14 protein-coding genes are annotated in these 13,692 nt (G+C 70.6%); 7 read left to right on the top strand and 7 right to left on the bottom strand.

The features are described 5' to 3' along the window. Window positions 1-78: 78 nt before the first annotated feature. A complete protein-coding gene (locus ACFYT4_RS31080) occupies window positions 79-414 on the bottom strand; it encodes a tetratricopeptide repeat protein (RefSeq protein WP_389276465.1) in 336 nt (111 codons plus the stop codon). A gap of 159 nt (window positions 415-573) precedes the next feature. Here ACFYT4_RS31080 and ACFYT4_RS31075 point away from each other — a divergent pair, with 159 nt between their 5' ends. Both ACFYT4_RS31075 and ACFYT4_RS31070 read left to right on the top strand, forming a co-directional pair. Then, on the top strand, window positions 574-1,539 hold the full coding sequence (locus tag ACFYT4_RS31075; RefSeq protein WP_389276461.1) for a pirin family protein: 966 nt from the start codon (window positions 574-576) through the stop codon (window positions 1,537-1,539). Between the two features lie 1,721 nt (window positions 1,540-3,260). Next, the gene (locus ACFYT4_RS31070; protein ID WP_389276457.1) at window positions 3,261-3,665 is read left to right on the top strand and encodes a hypothetical protein; all 405 of its coding nucleotides are present in this window, start codon (window positions 3,261-3,263) and stop codon (window positions 3,663-3,665) included. Between the two features lie 231 nt (window positions 3,666-3,896). On the opposite strand, the gene ACFYT4_RS31065 is transcribed toward ACFYT4_RS31070, so the two are convergent. The 3 genes from ACFYT4_RS31065 to ACFYT4_RS31055 are packed head-to-tail and all read right to left on the bottom strand — an operon-like array spanning window position 3,897 to window position 6,597. Next, window positions 3,897-4,397 (bottom strand): hypothetical protein, encoded by a 501-nt coding sequence (locus ACFYT4_RS31065; protein ID WP_389276454.1) that lies wholly within the window; start codon window positions 4,395-4,397, stop codon window positions 3,897-3,899. Further along, window positions 4,394-5,902, bottom strand: a complete 1,509-nt coding sequence (locus ACFYT4_RS31060) for an ATP-binding protein (RefSeq protein WP_389276451.1) — start codon at window positions 5,900-5,902, stop codon at window positions 4,394-4,396. Before ACFYT4_RS31060 ends, ACFYT4_RS31065 begins: the two co-directional genes overlap by 4 nt. Beyond that, complete coding sequence (locus tag ACFYT4_RS31055; protein WP_389276448.1) at window positions 5,899-6,597, bottom strand: response regulator transcription factor; 699 nt, start codon at window positions 6,595-6,597, stop codon at window positions 5,899-5,901. Before ACFYT4_RS31055 ends, ACFYT4_RS31060 begins: the two co-directional genes overlap by 4 nt. 132 nt (window positions 6,598-6,729) lie before the next feature. On the opposite strand from ACFYT4_RS31055, the gene ACFYT4_RS31050 reads away from it, so the two are divergent. The 5 genes from ACFYT4_RS31050 to ACFYT4_RS31030 all read left to right on the top strand — a co-directional run bounded on the left by ACFYT4_RS31050 (window position 6,730) and on the right by ACFYT4_RS31030 (window position 11,126). Then, window positions 6,730-7,350: a hypothetical protein gene (locus tag ACFYT4_RS31050; RefSeq protein WP_389276445.1), complete on the top strand. Its 621-nt coding sequence runs from the start codon at window positions 6,730-6,732 to the stop codon at window positions 7,348-7,350. Next, window positions 7,347-8,420, top strand: a complete 1,074-nt coding sequence (locus ACFYT4_RS31045) for a peptidoglycan-binding protein (RefSeq protein WP_389276442.1) — start codon at window positions 7,347-7,349, stop codon at window positions 8,418-8,420. The genes ACFYT4_RS31050 and ACFYT4_RS31045 overlap by 4 nt, the downstream gene beginning before the upstream one ends. Continuing rightward, window positions 8,417-9,163 (top strand): ABC transporter ATP-binding protein, encoded by a 747-nt coding sequence (locus tag ACFYT4_RS31040; RefSeq protein ID WP_389276439.1) that lies wholly within the window; start codon window positions 8,417-8,419, stop codon window positions 9,161-9,163. Before ACFYT4_RS31045 ends, ACFYT4_RS31040 begins: the two co-directional genes overlap by 4 nt. Further along, the gene (locus ACFYT4_RS31035; protein ID WP_389276436.1) at window positions 9,160-10,371 is read left to right on the top strand and encodes an ABC transporter permease; all 1,212 of its coding nucleotides are present in this window, start codon (window positions 9,160-9,162) and stop codon (window positions 10,369-10,371) included. The genes ACFYT4_RS31040 and ACFYT4_RS31035 overlap by 4 nt, the downstream gene beginning before the upstream one ends. A 134-nt stretch (window positions 10,372-10,505) precedes the next feature. Continuing rightward, complete coding sequence (locus ACFYT4_RS31030; protein WP_389276433.1) at window positions 10,506-11,126, top strand: L-threonylcarbamoyladenylate synthase; 621 nt, start codon at window positions 10,506-10,508, stop codon at window positions 11,124-11,126. A gap of 136 nt (window positions 11,127-11,262) precedes the next feature. Here the strand turns inward: ACFYT4_RS31030 and ACFYT4_RS31025 are convergent, their stop codons facing one another. The 3 genes from ACFYT4_RS31025 to ACFYT4_RS31015 are packed head-to-tail and all read right to left on the bottom strand — an operon-like array spanning window position 11,263 to window position 13,682. After that, on the bottom strand, window positions 11,263-12,159 hold the full coding sequence (locus ACFYT4_RS31025) for an ABC transporter permease (protein WP_389276430.1): 897 nt from the start codon (window positions 12,157-12,159) through the stop codon (window positions 11,263-11,265). After that, entirely contained in the window at window positions 12,159-13,214 is a 1,056-nt protein-coding gene (locus ACFYT4_RS31020; RefSeq protein WP_389276427.1) for an ATP-binding cassette domain-containing protein, read from the bottom strand. Before ACFYT4_RS31020 ends, ACFYT4_RS31025 begins: the two co-directional genes overlap by 1 nt. A gap of 3 nt (window positions 13,215-13,217) precedes the next feature. Continuing rightward, entirely contained in the window at window positions 13,218-13,682 is a 465-nt protein-coding gene (locus ACFYT4_RS31015; RefSeq protein WP_389276424.1) for a hypothetical protein, read from the bottom strand. Window positions 13,683-13,692 lie beyond the last annotated feature (10 nt).

Genomic DNA, 13,692 nt, shown 5'->3' with positions numbered 1-13,692 from the left:
CGGCCGGCGGCGGAAGGGATACGGCCCGCCCGGGCGGGCGGGCCGTACGCCTCGGAGGGACCGGTCCGGCCCGCGGGCTCAGTCCCCGGACATCGCCGCGGCCATCCGCAGATGCGGCGCCGCGTCCCCCGGCCGCCCCTGGCGCTCCAGCGTGCGGCCGAGCATCAGCCGGGCGTAGTGCTCCACCGGGTTCAGCTCCAGTACGGCACGCAGCTCGCTCTCCGCCCGGCCCAGCTGGGCCGAGTGGAAGTAGGCACGGGCGAGCAGCAGCCGCTGCGCCACCTGCTCCGGCGCCTCGGCGACCAGACCCCGCAGGATCCGGGCCGACGTCTGATACTCCTTGGCGTCGAAGAACAGCTGTGCACGGTCCCACCGCTCGGCGGCGGTGCCGAACTCGTAGTAGGTCTCGCTCACTCGTCCTCCTCCTCGGGCTCTTCGGACTCCTCGGAACCGGTCCGGGGCGCCCGGTATTGCTGGTGACTGCCTCAACCGGAGCAGTTAGTTTAATATTCCACTATCTTGTCAGGTGTGGGGTCTGCCGGCTGTGGCCCCCGCGGGAATAGGTTGAACTCCATGAGCAATCTCGATCGTCAGGCCGCACTCTCCGTCTGCGGCGGTCGTGGCTTCGTCGCCGCGGAGCCCGTACGCGAACTCCTCAGCCCCCGCCGGGTCCGGCTCGGCGAGTCCACCGAGGTCCGCCGGCTCCTGCCCAATCTGGGCCGCCGGATGGTGGGTGCCTGGGCCTTCGTCGATCACTACGGCCCCGACGACATCGCCGACGAGCCCGGAATGCAGGTCCCGCCCCATCCGCACATGGGCCTCCAGACCGTGAGCTGGCTCCACGAGGGCGAGGTGCTCCACCGGGACAGCACCGGCGGCCTCGCCACCATCCGCCCGCGTGAGCTGGGGCTCATGACCTCCGGCCGGGCGATCAGCCACTCCGAGGAGAGCCCCCGGGAGCACGCCCGCTTCCTCCACGGCGCCCAGCTGTGGGTGGCGCTGCCCGACGCCCACCGCCATGTGGAGCCCCACTTCCAGCACCACGCCGACCTGCCCGCGGTCACCGCCCCGGGCCTGACCGCGACCGTCATCCTCGGTTCGCTCGACGGCGCCACCTCGCCCGGTACCGCGTACACCCCCATCGTCGGCGCCGATCTCGCCCTGGCCCGTGGCGCGGAGCTGAGCCTTCCGCTCGATCCGGACTTCGAGTACGCGGTCCTGTCCATGTCGGGCGAGACCCATGTCGACGGCGTCCCCGTGCTCCCCGGCTCCATGCTCTACCTCGGCTGCGGCCGGACCGCGCTGCCCCTGCGCGCCGAGTCCGACTCCGGACTGATGCTCCTGGGCGGTGAGCCGTTCGAGGAGGAGCTGATCATGTTCTGGAACTGGATCGGACGGTCACAGGAGGAGATTGCCCAGGCGCGCGAGGACTGGATGACGGGGACGCGGTTCGGAGAGGTGCAGGGGTACGACGGGGACCCCTTGCCTGCCCCCGAGCTGCCGCAGGTGCCGCTGAAGCCGCGAGGAAGGATGCGTTGACCTGTGGAAATGGCTGACTGGTCGGGGGCGAGCGGGTAGCTTGCCGTCGTGCGTCATCGCACGCCCCCGCCTTCGCGCGCGGGGGGCCGCTGGGCGTGCCGTATGCCCGATGCGTGGTGCTGGGTCATTTCACGCTGTAGCTGTCTGTGGGTAGCTGTGGCAGAACCCTTGCTGACCTTTACTGACGCGTCATCAGTTAAGGTGGAAAGTGCTGTCGTGCCTTCACGACGGCGTAGCGATCCTTGCAAGGTCGGGTGACCGTCGGATGGTGGCTGACCTGGCGGGTGGCCGAGTCGGGCCTCCCCGGCGCGAGGGCCGACTCAGTCTGTCGTTTCGTGGACTATCGACAAAGGGGTGTGTCAAGTTCCTCCCCCGTCCCCACGCGCCCGGCCTGACATTCGGGGCAGGGAATGGCCGACGCAACCGGGGACCACGGCTCCGAGCGTCGTACGGAGGGGCTTTCGAGCGTCAGTATCGACGCTGAGTAACGGTGAACCCGCAGGTCGGGGTCAGCGTCACTATGATCAACGAGTCTCAAAGTAGCGTCAATCTATCGCCCGCAAAGCAGATCATGCGATTCGATAGGACCGCAGGTCAGGGGCCCTTCGCGGCCGGTTCAAGGATCGCTACGCACTCCACACGATGCGTCATCGGAAAGGGGTCGACCTCGGTATACCTGAAGGTAGGTGCAGGTCAGGGGTGGTTCGGCGTCCCTGGGGGCAGTGAATTCTGAGTCCGGAGCGTCATATGAGCGTCAAGCCAAAGGTGACTCAGTTGAGTACCGAGGCTCGGCGCCGCTCACCATTCGACCGGAGGTAGTCACTGAGTGTGAAGGCGTATGAGGCCACCGCCTTGGAGGGACACCGAGATGAGTGCGGGGGAGCCGATGGGATTCGCCTGCGAATACGCGCGCAGATGTCGCGGAACAGACCAGGCGGCTCCGTGACCTACCGCAATCGGCGGGCTATGGTCGCTGACTTGCGTGAATGACCTTACTGCTGTTTCACGCTCGTGCCGGTTGACAGGACCGGAAGTCCCTGAGAAGTCCCAACCCCGGACCGGTGCCGAACCCGGCCTCCCGCTCAGGTCAGGAAGTCCCGCGCGATGCCCGACGCCACGCGCTCCAGCAGCTCGCCCGCCTCCGCCATGCACTTCGCCGGAGCCGGGCACCCTCCGCGTATCGCCCACCCCTCTCGGGATCGGCCAGCCATCCGGCCAGCGACCGTGCCGCGTCTTCCGGCAACGGCCGTTCGAGCATCAAGGCGTCGAGCCTGTCTGCGAGCCCCTGATCGAATGCCACTCCAACACCGTCCCCCCCCGTATGTGACATGACGTCCTGGCATGCGGTGAACACCGCCCGCGTCGCCCGCCGAGGGGTCGCCCCTGCGGCACCACGGCGCCCACCGGGCCGGCACCCGGAGACGGTACGCCATCACATCTTCAGTAACACCGTGCCCGGCTTCCCCCACACCGGACCGGTCGGCGGAGGGCTGTCCGATGTCGAGGAGGAAGGCACCGACCCGCCGCCGATTCGAAGCAATGCGCCGGCAGCACTCCGCCCGCTGGACCGTCGGCCACTGCGCCCTGTCCGGCAGCCTCCACCGGTTGCCGGGACCTTCCTCGGGCATGCGGCGGGCCCGACTGTACGGAGTACAAGCACTCGGGACGGGCTGAGTAGTCGCGCCCTGGTCGGCTGTCGGCCGAGCCGTAACGCTTGGACCATGCGACGACTGCCAAAACCTGTTCCCCCGTTGTTGGCGGCTTCTGCGCTCGCCCTGGTGGCGCTGGCGGCGTGGGCTGCCTGGCTCGGCTGGGACCAGCATCGCGACGTGCAACCCGATGGAACGACGACCGGTCCGTACGGGGCGTGGCAGGTGATCGGTCTGGTGCTGACCCTGCTGGCACCTGTGTACTGGGCGGCCTCCCGGTGCCACCTTGCGGGCGCTGTGTTCGGCATACCGGTCGGCCTGACCGTTGCCGCCTACTACGACTGGTCGGACGACTCGAGCGGCCTCTTCATGATCGGCGTGGTGATGGTGATGGTGGGGAGCCTCGTCGTGACCACCGCGGTCTCCGCCGTGATCGCCTCTCTCACCAGGACGCCCCCGACAACCGCCGCCGAGTAGGCCGCGTCGGCCGGTCGACCAGGGGCACGTGCAGAAAGTCCTCCAGGACGCCCCGGCACGACCGCTGGTCGAGGCGGGTGCCCATGTCCGGCACGCCCCCCGTTCAGTTGGTGCGGCGTGAGCGGGCAGCGCCCCCTGACCTTCCCCTCACCTCCGCTTGCCCTGAGGTGCTGCGCCGTCCTCCTGCCCGTGATGACCGCCGGGCGTTTCGGTCGCCCGCCGCGTCCGGGGTCATCTGCGGAGGAACTGGGAGCAGTGATAGGGCCCGAGCGGTGGGCCGAGGCCGTCGAGGGTCACCTGGACGCTGTCCGGCTGGATGTCCGGGTGCAGGGCGGCCTGGGCGCGGGCCAGTGTGCAGACCCACTGGCCGTTCGCGGGACTGTCGTGGGCCTCGGAGAAGTGGGTGTCCGGCGAGCTGAGCGTGATCCGGTCGCCCGATCCGGTCACCTCGTAGCTGCCGGACGGCTCGACGAGGTTGGTCAGCCCGCGTTCCTGTTCGGCCGGCGTGGGTCCCACCATGAGGAGTTTGATGACGGCGTCGGGGCCGGTGATCGGCCTGTCCGGGCGGGAGACGCCCTGGAGCCGCGCGTCGCGGACGAAGTAGACGCGCGGAGCCGTGGTCAGGCCGGTCGCCGGGGCTCCGCCGTTCAGCACTTCGGTGGGCGGGACACCACAGCCCGCGAGGGCCAGCGTCAGGACGGCGGCCGGGACCTTTCGGCGTACGGCGTTCACGGGTGGTTCCCCCTGACCGTGCCGGGGAGACGCAGGGTGAACAGTGCTCCGCCTCCGGGCCGGTTCGCGGCCTCGATGGTCCCGCCGTGCAGGCGGGCGTTCTCCAGCGCGATGGACATGCCGAGTCCGCTGCCCTCGGAGCGGGCGCGGGCGCTGTCGGCCTTGTAGAAGCGGTCGAAGACATGGCCGATGACCTCGGGCGGCAGTCCGGGGCCTTGGTCCGAGACCTCCAGCACCACACCGTCGGGATCCGTGGTGAGCGTGACCGTGACGGGCGGGGCTCCGTGGCGCAGTGCGTTGCCGACGAGGTTCGCCACGATGACGTCGACGCGGCGCCGGTCGGCCGCCGCCCGCACGGTCTCGGGGGCGTGCAGCGTCACCCGCTCCGACCAGCCGCGCAGGGCCAGGGCCGAACGGACCGTCGCGACCAGGTCGACCTCGGTGGAGATCAGCCGGGCGGCCTTGGCGTCGAAGCGCGACATCTCCATCAGATCGTCGACGAGCCGGGAGAGCCGGGCCGTCTCCGCGCCGACCCCGCGTGCCGCGCGGGCCGCGTCCGGTGGGAGGTGGGCGGCGTCCTCGTCGAGCACGGTGGTCATCATCGTCATCGCGGCCAGGGGGGTGCGCAGTTCGTGGGAGACGTCGGCGGCGAAGCGGCGGGCCTTCTCCTCCTGTTCGCGCAGTTCGCCGACGGAGGTCTGCAGGGCGTCGGCGGTGGTGTTGAAATCCCGGGCCAGGTCGGCGAGTTCATCGCCGCCGCGGGCGGTGACGCGGGTGGTGAGCGCTCCGGTGGCCAGTGCTCGGGTGGCCCGGCCCAGTTCGCGTACGGGACGCAGTACGGTCCGGGCGGCGAGCAGTGCCAGCAGGGCGGCGAGAACCAGGACGGGGATGACCCCGTTCCGCACGGTGTCCAGCAGGCTCCCGATCTCCTGCTGCTCGGTCCGGAGCGAGGTGACGGCGAAGACGTCGAGGCCGGAGTCGCCACCGTTGTCGAAGGCGACGGGTGTACCGGCCACCAGATACGGCTCGCCGCGGTGCTCGACCCGTTGGAGGCGGGTCCGGTCGCCGGAGCGTACGGCCGAGCCCAGGTCGGGGGTGATGAGGGACGCGGCGGTGCGCGGGCCGGAGACGGCGGTCAGCTTCCGGTAGCGGGCCACGACCGAGGGATCGCCGCCGAGCCCGTCGGAGACATCGCCCGCGAGGGCGGTGAGCGTCCGCTGGTCGGGCGGCATGTCGAACTCGGGCGCCAGGGATTCCACCTGTTCCCTGAGGTCGGCGGCGAAGGCGTCCTGGGTGCTGCGGAGAACGGCGTTGCGGTACTCGCGATAGGCGAGTCCGGTGGCCGTCACAGCGCTGACCAGGGCGACGAGGACGAAGGCGACGAGAAGACGGGTCCGCAGACCCCCGAGCAGCCGGGCCGGGACGCGCCGCGCCCGCCCGGCGGCGGGGCCCGCGCGGCGAGGACCGCGACCGCGCTTCCCCGTACCGTGTTCCCTGCCGCTCACAGCGGTCCGAAGCGGTAGCCGAAGCCCCGGACCGTCTGGATGTACCGGGGCCTGGCCGGTACGTCCTCGATCTTGGCGCGGAGCCGTCCGACGGCCGCGTCCACCAGCCGCGAGTCTCCGCGGAAGTCGTGTTCCCAGACGGACGCGAGGAGCTGCTCGCGGCTGAACACCCGGCAGGGCGAGGCCGACAGCTCCAGGAGCAGCCGCAGCTCGGTCGGCGGCAGGGCGAGGGACGTCCCGTACTTGGTGATCGTGAGCCCGGCTCGGTCGATGCCGAGGCCGGCGTGGTCCTCGCCGGGCCCCTGTCCGTGGTGCTGTGCGGGCTCCGCGCGTCTGAGCGCCGCCCTGATCCGGGCCTCCAGCACGGGCGCGGTGACCGGCTTGACCACATAGTCGTCCGCGCCGGCCTCCAGCCCGGTGACGATGTCGTCGTCGTCACCCCGTGCGGTGAGCATGATCACCGGCAGGGCGGCCGACCGGCGCCGGATCCCGCGGCAGACCTCGAAGCCGTCCATCCCGGGCAGCATCAGGTCCAGGACGGCCAGTTCGATGTGCCGGCCCGTGGGTGCGGCGAGCAGGCGCAGCGCCTCCTCACCGGTCGCGGCGGGGGTCACCTCGTACCCGTGACGGCGCAGGACGAGTTCCATCGCGTCCCGTACGGAGACGTCGTCCTCGATGAGCAGAACATGCGGCATGCGTTCGATTATGCGTGTCGTTCATCCGGTGCGGAGCCCGCCCGACCAGCGGAATCGCGGTGCGGGCCGATTGTTACGCCCTCATCATGTAGCCACCATGTGTCCACCATGCGGCAGGCCGAGATTGGTCGCATGAGTCCGAAGAACCCGCGCCTGACGGCGCTTGTCACCCTCCCCGTCCTCGCGTTCGCCGTCGCCTGCGGCGGGGGCGGCGGTGTGCGGGGGGCGGATGAGATCGCCTCCGTCCCGGACGCCCCCGCCACCGCGTCCGGTGAACCCTCGAAGGACGCCGGCGGCTCCGCGAAGGCGGGCGAGAGCGCCTTCTACGACGCCCAGCTGGAGTACGTCCGGTGCATGCGCACCAAGGCCGGCCTCAAGGACTTCCCCGACCCCAAACTGAGCGGCTATCTCGACTGGTCGGCGATCGACGCGATCCCCGACCCGGACGGCAAAGGCGAGAAGTACAAGGGCGGAAAGAACAATGTCTGCGGGCCCGAGTTCCTCGAAGCCATGAACCTGGAACCGAAACGCGATCAGCAGAAGGACTTCGAGTCGATGCTCGCGCACGCCCAGTGCATGCGCGACAACGGTGTTTCCCGCTTCACCAACCCGGTGATGTCCGGTGGCAACGCGATTCCGGGCGGCGACCCGAATCCGGCGACCCCGTCCATCGACCGTGATTCGCCCGCGTACAAGCAGGCCCGCCAGGCGTGCAAGTCCCGGCTCCTCGACGGCCTGGACGGTATGCAGTGAGACTGAGGACCACGCTCGTCACCGTCGGGGCACTGACCGCCGCCGCGGCCGTGACCGCCGGCGCGAGCGGCGCCCTGGGTGGTTGGGGCGATGCCACCGACACCGGCGACCGGGGCGAACGCCTGCCTCCCGCGACCGCCACCATCGCCCGCACCGACCTCGTACAGTCCAAGACGGTCGACGGCGCCATCGGCTTCACCGAACGCCGTCCGGTCAAGTCCGCGGTCGAGGGCACGGTCACTGTGGCCGCCGTAGAGGGCCGGACGGTTTCCAGGGGAGAGCCGCTGTACGAGTTCGACGACAAGCCCGTCACTCTGCTCTACGGCCCCGTGCCGATGTTCCGCGAGATGAAGACCGGCGACCGCGGCAGCGATGTGCTCCAACTGGAGCGCAACCTGCGCGACCTGGGCTACGGAGCCGGGCTGTACGTCGACGTCCGATACGACGAGGCCACCGAGGCCGCGGTGAAGCGTTGGCAGAAGTCCTTGAACCGGGAGACCACCGGAAGGGTGGGCCGGGGCGAGGTCGTCTTCCAGCGAGGACCGGTCCGGGTCGTCGCCGCGGACGCGGCGCTCGCCGACGGCGTCGGCCCCGGCGAACCGGTGCTCACGGTCGCCTCCACCCGGCGGGTCGTCCTCGCCGCCCTCGACCGGGGCGACGTCCCGCTCACCGCCGAAGGCACCAGGGCCGAGGTGACCCTGCCGGGCGGAAGGACCGTGTCCGGCACGGTCTCCGGCACGGTCCGGCCCGAGAAGCCCGAGGGCGGCGGCGAGGAGAACGGCATCACGGCCGAGGTGACCCTCGACCGCGGAACCGACGTCTCCGCGGCGGATGCCCGGGCGACCGTGAGCGTCACCTTCGTCAGCGAACGCCGGGAGAACGTCCTCGCGGTGCCGGTCGAAGCGGTCGTCGCCCTGCGCGGGGAGAACGGCGGCTACGGCCTCCAGATCGTCGAAGGCGGCACCTCCAGGATGGTGCGCGTCGAGGTCGGCATGACCGCGGACGGGCGGATCGAGGTCAGGGGCTCCGGACTGCGGGAGGGACTGAAAGTGGGGGTGGCGAAAGCGTGAACGCCTCCCGTGCGGTCATCGAACTGCGCGACGCCACCAAGTCGTACGCCGACGGGGTGCACGCCCTGCGCGGTGTGGACCTCGCCGTGGAGCAGGGCGAACTCGTCGCGATCACCGGCCCGTCCGGATCGGGCAAGTCCACCCTCCTCCAACTCGTCGGCACCCTCGACAGAGCCACCTCGGGCACCGTGCAGGTGGCCGGCCACGATGTGAGCGTGCTGAGCGACGCCCGGCTCTCCGCCCTGCGCTCACGCCACATCGGCTTCGTCTTCCAGCACTTCCATCTCGTGGCGGGACACAGCACCGTCGACAATGTCGCGGACGGTCTGCTCTACGCCTCCGTGCCGCTCAGGGAACGGCGTGCCCGCGCCCGCACCGCGCTGGAGCGCGTCGGTCTCGGCCACCGCCTCTCCCACACCCCCGGCGAACTCTCCGGCGGCGAGAAACAGCGCGTCGCCATCGCCCGCGCGCTCGTCGGCGAGCCCCGGATCATCCTCGCCGACGAGCCGACGGGCGCCCTCGACACCGCCTCCGGCGAGATGGTGATGAGCCTCCTGCGAGAGCTGAACGCCACGGGCACGACGGTCTGTGTCATCACGCACGACAACGAGATCGCCGACTCGCTGCCGCGTCGCGTCCGTCTGAGGGACGGCGGGATCGTGTCCGACCTCCGTACGGCCGCCTCCCCGTGTGCGAACCTCCCGACAGCCGACCCTCAGTGCGTGAAGGGGACGACACCATGAGCGCTCCGCCCCCCAGCGGCGGCACCCTCGAACCCGGCCGCCTCTCACCGGCGGACGTCCTGCGGCTGGGAGCGGTCGGCCTGCGGGCCCGCCGCGCCCGCGCCGTGCTGTCCGCCCTGGGCATCGCGATCGGCATCGCCACGATGGTCACGGTCGTGGGCCTCTCCGAGTCCAGCCGCGCCGACCTGATGGACCGCCTCGACCGGCTCGGCACGAACCTCCTCACCGCCGAGGCGGGCGAGGACGCCCAGGGCCGGACCGTCAGACTGCCCAAGTCCGCCGTGGCGATGGTGGAACGCATCGGCCCCGTCGAGCACTCCACCGCCACGGCAAACGTCGACGCCAGGATCCGCCGCAGTGACGTGGTCCCCGAGGAGCGGACGGCCGGTGTCACCACTCAGGCGGCCCGGCCGGATCTGCTCGCCGCCCTCAAGGCCGAGGTCGACCAGGGCGTCTGGCTGAACCCCGCCAACGAACGCCTGCCGGTCACGGTCCTCGGCGCGGTCGCGGCGAGACGTCTGGGCATCACCGCACCCGGCGAGACGATCATGATGGACGACCAGCGGTTCGTGGTCGTGGGCATCCTCTCGCCGATCGACCTGGTCCCCACCCTGGACCGGGTCGCGATGGTCGGCTTCCCGGCCGCCGAACGCCACCTGGGTTTCGACGGACACCCCACCACCGTCTTCGAGCGCTCCTCCGACGCCTCGGTGGAGGACGTACGGGCCGTCCTCGCCCGGAGCGTCAACCCCGGCGACGAGGGCTCCGTGAAGGTCTCCCGCCCCTCCGACGCGCTCGCGGCGAAGGCCACCACCGACAAGGGCCTCACCACGCTGATGCTCTCCCTGAGCGCGGTGGCCCTCCTCGTCGGTGGCGTGGGCATCGCCAACACCATGGTGATCTCCGTCCTGGAACGCCGCCAGGAGATCGGCCTGCGCCGCGCACTGGGCGCGACGCGGAACGCGATCCGGCTCCAGTTCCTCACCGAGTCCCTGCTGCTCTCCGCCCTCGGCGGAGCGGCCGGAGCGGTGGTGGGAGCCGCGGCGACCTTCGGCCTCGCCCAGGCCCAGGGCTGGCGGACGGTCATCCCGCTCTGGTCCGTACAGGCCGGCCTGGGCGCGATGCTGCTCATCGGTGTGGTCGCCGGACTCTATCCGGCGGTACGCGCCTCCCGGCTCCACCCGACGGTGGCGCTCAACGGCGGCTGATCCCAGAGGGGAAGGTCAGGCCGGGACGTGTACGCACCGGACCGGGGCGCCGTGTTCCGCCGTCCGGCGCGAGGCCGTCCCCGCCGCGGGTCTCCCCGGCCGGAACCGGCCGGGACGCGGCTTAGGCTCAGCGAATGGCGAAGTACTTCGACGTGCACCCCGAGAATCCTCAGCGGCGCATGATCAGCAATGTGGCCGACAGCATCCGGTCCGGCGCGCTCGTCGCGTATCCCACGGACTCCTGTTACGCGCTGGGGTGTCAGCTGGGCAGCCGTGACGGCATCGGCCGGATCCGGTCGATCCGGAACCTCGACGATCGCCATCACTTCACCCTCGTGTGCCAGAACTTCGCGCAGCTGGGGCAGTTCGTCCATATCGACAACGATGTGTTCCGCGCGATCAAGGCCGCGACGCCGGGCAGCTACACCTTCATCCTGCCCGCGACGAAGGAGGTGCCGCGGCAGTTGCTGCACCCGAAGAAGAAGACCGTCGGAGTCCGCATCCCCGACCACGCCGTGGTCCAGGCTCTCCTCGCCGAACTCGGTGAGCCGCTGCTCACCAGCACCCTGCTGCTGCCCGACGAGAGCGAGCCGATGACCCAGGGCTGGGAGATCAAGGAACGACTCGACCATGTGGTGGACGTCGTGGTCGACTCGGGCGACTGCGGCACCGAGCCGACCACGGTCATCGACTTCTCCGGCGGTGACCTCGAAATCCTGCGCCGGGGAGCCGGAGACACCGCGCGGTTCGAGTAGCCGCGCCCGGCGACGGCACCGTACGCCGGGCACGGGCGGGTCCGCCGACACGGTCGGGTTCTCGGCATACGGTGACGCGGCCCGGCCTGGCCGCCGGTCCTGCCGAGCCCGGCCGGCCCGCGGACCGGCCGGGGCTTCAGGACAGTACGCGGCGGCGGAAATTGCGCAGGCCCAGACCGAGGAAGAGGGCGCAGAACCCCAGGAGCACCGGGTAGACGGCGTACAGCGACATACGCGAGAGATCGGTGAACCCGGCGCGCATGCCCTCGCTGATGTAGATCAGCGGGTTGACGAGGACCAGCACCTGGAGCCAGTGGAATCCTCCGATGTGCACCGGGGACAGTGCGGTCCACTGGTAGTAGGTACCCCCGAGGAAGACGAGCGGCAGCACCACGAACCCGAACATGACGCCGATGTTCCTCGGCTCGAAGGTGGTGCCCAGGAGCAGCCCGAGAGAGGTCATGGCGAGGCACGCCAGGGGAATCAGCGTGAGCACGATCCACCAGTGGACATGGAGGTCCGGGTGCACGCCCGGCGCGTGGACGACGGCCGCGATCGGCAGGACGATGAGTGCCGAGATCAGCCCCTGGACGGCGCCGGAGAGCACTCTGGCCACCGCGACGAGCCAGATGGGGCAGGGGGCCTGGACCCGGTCCTCGATCTCCCTGGTGTAGCCGAACTCCTGGGACATCTGGATGGCGACCGACTGGATGCCCTGGAACATGATGGCGATGGACACCACACCGGGCACCAGGACGGTCGCGAAGGCCGATTCCCCTTTCGGGCCGCCCGCGGAGCCGATGCCCTGCCCGATGACGGGGAAGACATAGAGGAAGACGAAGACGAGCAGGAACGGCTGCATGACGGTCCGGCCGGCGAACTCGCCGAAGTTCTTTTTCAGTACGGTCAGATCCCGCCGGATGAGAGCGGCCAGCGCCAGACGGCTCGCGGCGGCGGCGGACCGCCGCGGCACCACATCGATCCGGCGCCGGGGCGGAGCGTCGAGCGGTGAGGACAGATCCGGTGGGGACATCAGTCCCTCAGCTCCTTTCCGGTGAGGCTGATGAACACCGTCTCCAGGGTGCTCTCGGAGAGGGAGAGATCGACCAGATCGAAACCACCGGCCTCGGCGCTCGTCACCACCCGTGAAAGCAGCCGGTCGACTCCCATGACGTGCAGTTCGACGCCGCTGTCGATGAGGCGGGTGCGGACGACGCCGGGTACGTCGCGCCGCAGCAGGGCGGCCAGCTCATCCGGCGGGCCGTGCGAGACGACCGTGACCGTGGTGTCCGCCCCCACGCTCCGTTTGAGTCCGGCGGGAGTGTCGAGGGCCAGGATCCGGCCGTGATCGATGATCGCCACCCGGTCGCAGAGACGGTCCGCCTCCTCCATGTTGTGCGTGGTGAGCAGGATGGTCTGGCCGTCGGCGATCAGCTGGTCCAGCGCTTCCCACAGAGCGAGCCGGCTCTGCGGGTCCAGACCGGCGGTCGGCTCGTCAAGGAAGAGCACCGCGGGGCGGTGGAAGACCGCCCGCGCGAGCATGAGACGCTGCGCCATTCCGCCGGAGAGGGCGTAGACCGATGACGCCCGCCATCGCGAGAGGCGGAATTCGTCGAGGAGCTCGTCGGCCGTCCGGCACGACTGACGGCGGGGGATGCCGAACAGGAGTCCGTGGAAGTAGAGGTTCTCCCACACGGTCAGCGAGCGGTCCAGGGTGTTCTGCTGAGTGACCGCGGCGATGATCTGTTTGGCCGTGACCGGATCGTTGATCACGTCGATGCCGCCGATACGGGCGGAGCCCGACGTGGGCACCACACGGCCGGTCAGCATGCCGATCGTGGTGGTCTTGCCCGCGCCGTTGGGGCCCAGCAGGCCGAAGATCTCTCCCCGCCGTACACGCAGGTCCACCCCGTCGACCGCCGCGAAGTCCGTGTCCGGGTACACCTTCGTCAGCCCGGCGGTACGGATGACGGTCTCGGCGTCCGGCTCGGGCCTGCCCTCGGCGACGGCCGGCTCTGCCCGGTCCTCGGCGACGTGGGCGTGGCGGGCGCGGTCGGGCAGATTGCCGCCCGCGCCGGGGAGCGTCATCGTTCACCTCGACGGATCCAGTGGGCCCGGCGCTGGTACCGGGCGATGGGCGGTGTCACGGGCGGGGGAGCGGAGGGACGGGGGGCACCCGCCGCCGGCGGGCTCGCCCGCCGGACCCGCCGAAGGGTCCCGCCCGGGGTGGGGCGGGGGCGCCGCGGGCGTGTCGGCGGGTGGGTGGAGCCCCTCCGCCGAGTAGACCGTCGTCGCGATGCAGTCCACGAGCTGCTCTTCGGCGAAGCTCTCGGAGCCGGGTACATGGGGGACGAAGCCGATGAGCACGCCCTCGTCGACGATCTCCGTGTCGAGCCCCGCCGCCCCGTCGACGTCCCAGAGCGCCTCGATCCCCTGGTCCAGGACGACACGGACTCCGAATTCGTAGACGCCCGCCTCGATGACGTGCGCCATCACCCTGCGGGCCCGCAGCGCCGTCACCAGTCGGCCGGCACGTTCCGGGTCCCTACCGCGCACACCTCCTTCG

The organism is Streptomyces sp. NPDC004609 (genome assembly GCF_042873655.1).
Lineage (GTDB): Bacteria > Actinomycetota > Actinomycetes > Streptomycetales > Streptomycetaceae > Streptomyces.
This window is presented reverse-complemented; position numbering and strand designations above follow the sequence as displayed.

Coding starts and splice junctions, on each gene's coding strand:
- ACFYT4_RS31070 (WP_389276457.1), top strand. CDS start 3,261: ATGCGACGACTGCCAAAACCTGTTCCCCCGTTGTTGGCGGCTTCTGCG.
- ACFYT4_RS31025 (WP_389276430.1), bottom strand. CDS start 12,159: ATGTCCCCACCGGATCTGTCCTCACCGCTCGACGCTCCGCCCCGGCGC.
- ACFYT4_RS31075 (WP_389276461.1), top strand. CDS start 574: ATGAGCAATCTCGATCGTCAGGCCGCACTCTCCGTCTGCGGCGGTCGT.
- ACFYT4_RS31030 (WP_389276433.1), top strand. CDS start 10,506: ATGGCGAAGTACTTCGACGTGCACCCCGAGAATCCTCAGCGGCGCATG.
- ACFYT4_RS31020 (WP_389276427.1), bottom strand. CDS start 13,214: ATGACGCTCCCCGGCGCGGGCGGCAATCTGCCCGACCGCGCCCGCCAC.
- ACFYT4_RS31035 (WP_389276436.1), top strand. CDS start 9,160: ATGAGCGCTCCGCCCCCCAGCGGCGGCACCCTCGAACCCGGCCGCCTC.
- ACFYT4_RS31050 (WP_389276445.1), top strand. CDS start 6,730: ATGAGTCCGAAGAACCCGCGCCTGACGGCGCTTGTCACCCTCCCCGTC.
- ACFYT4_RS31055 (WP_389276448.1), bottom strand. CDS start 6,597: ATGCCGCATGTTCTGCTCATCGAGGACGACGTCTCCGTACGGGACGCG.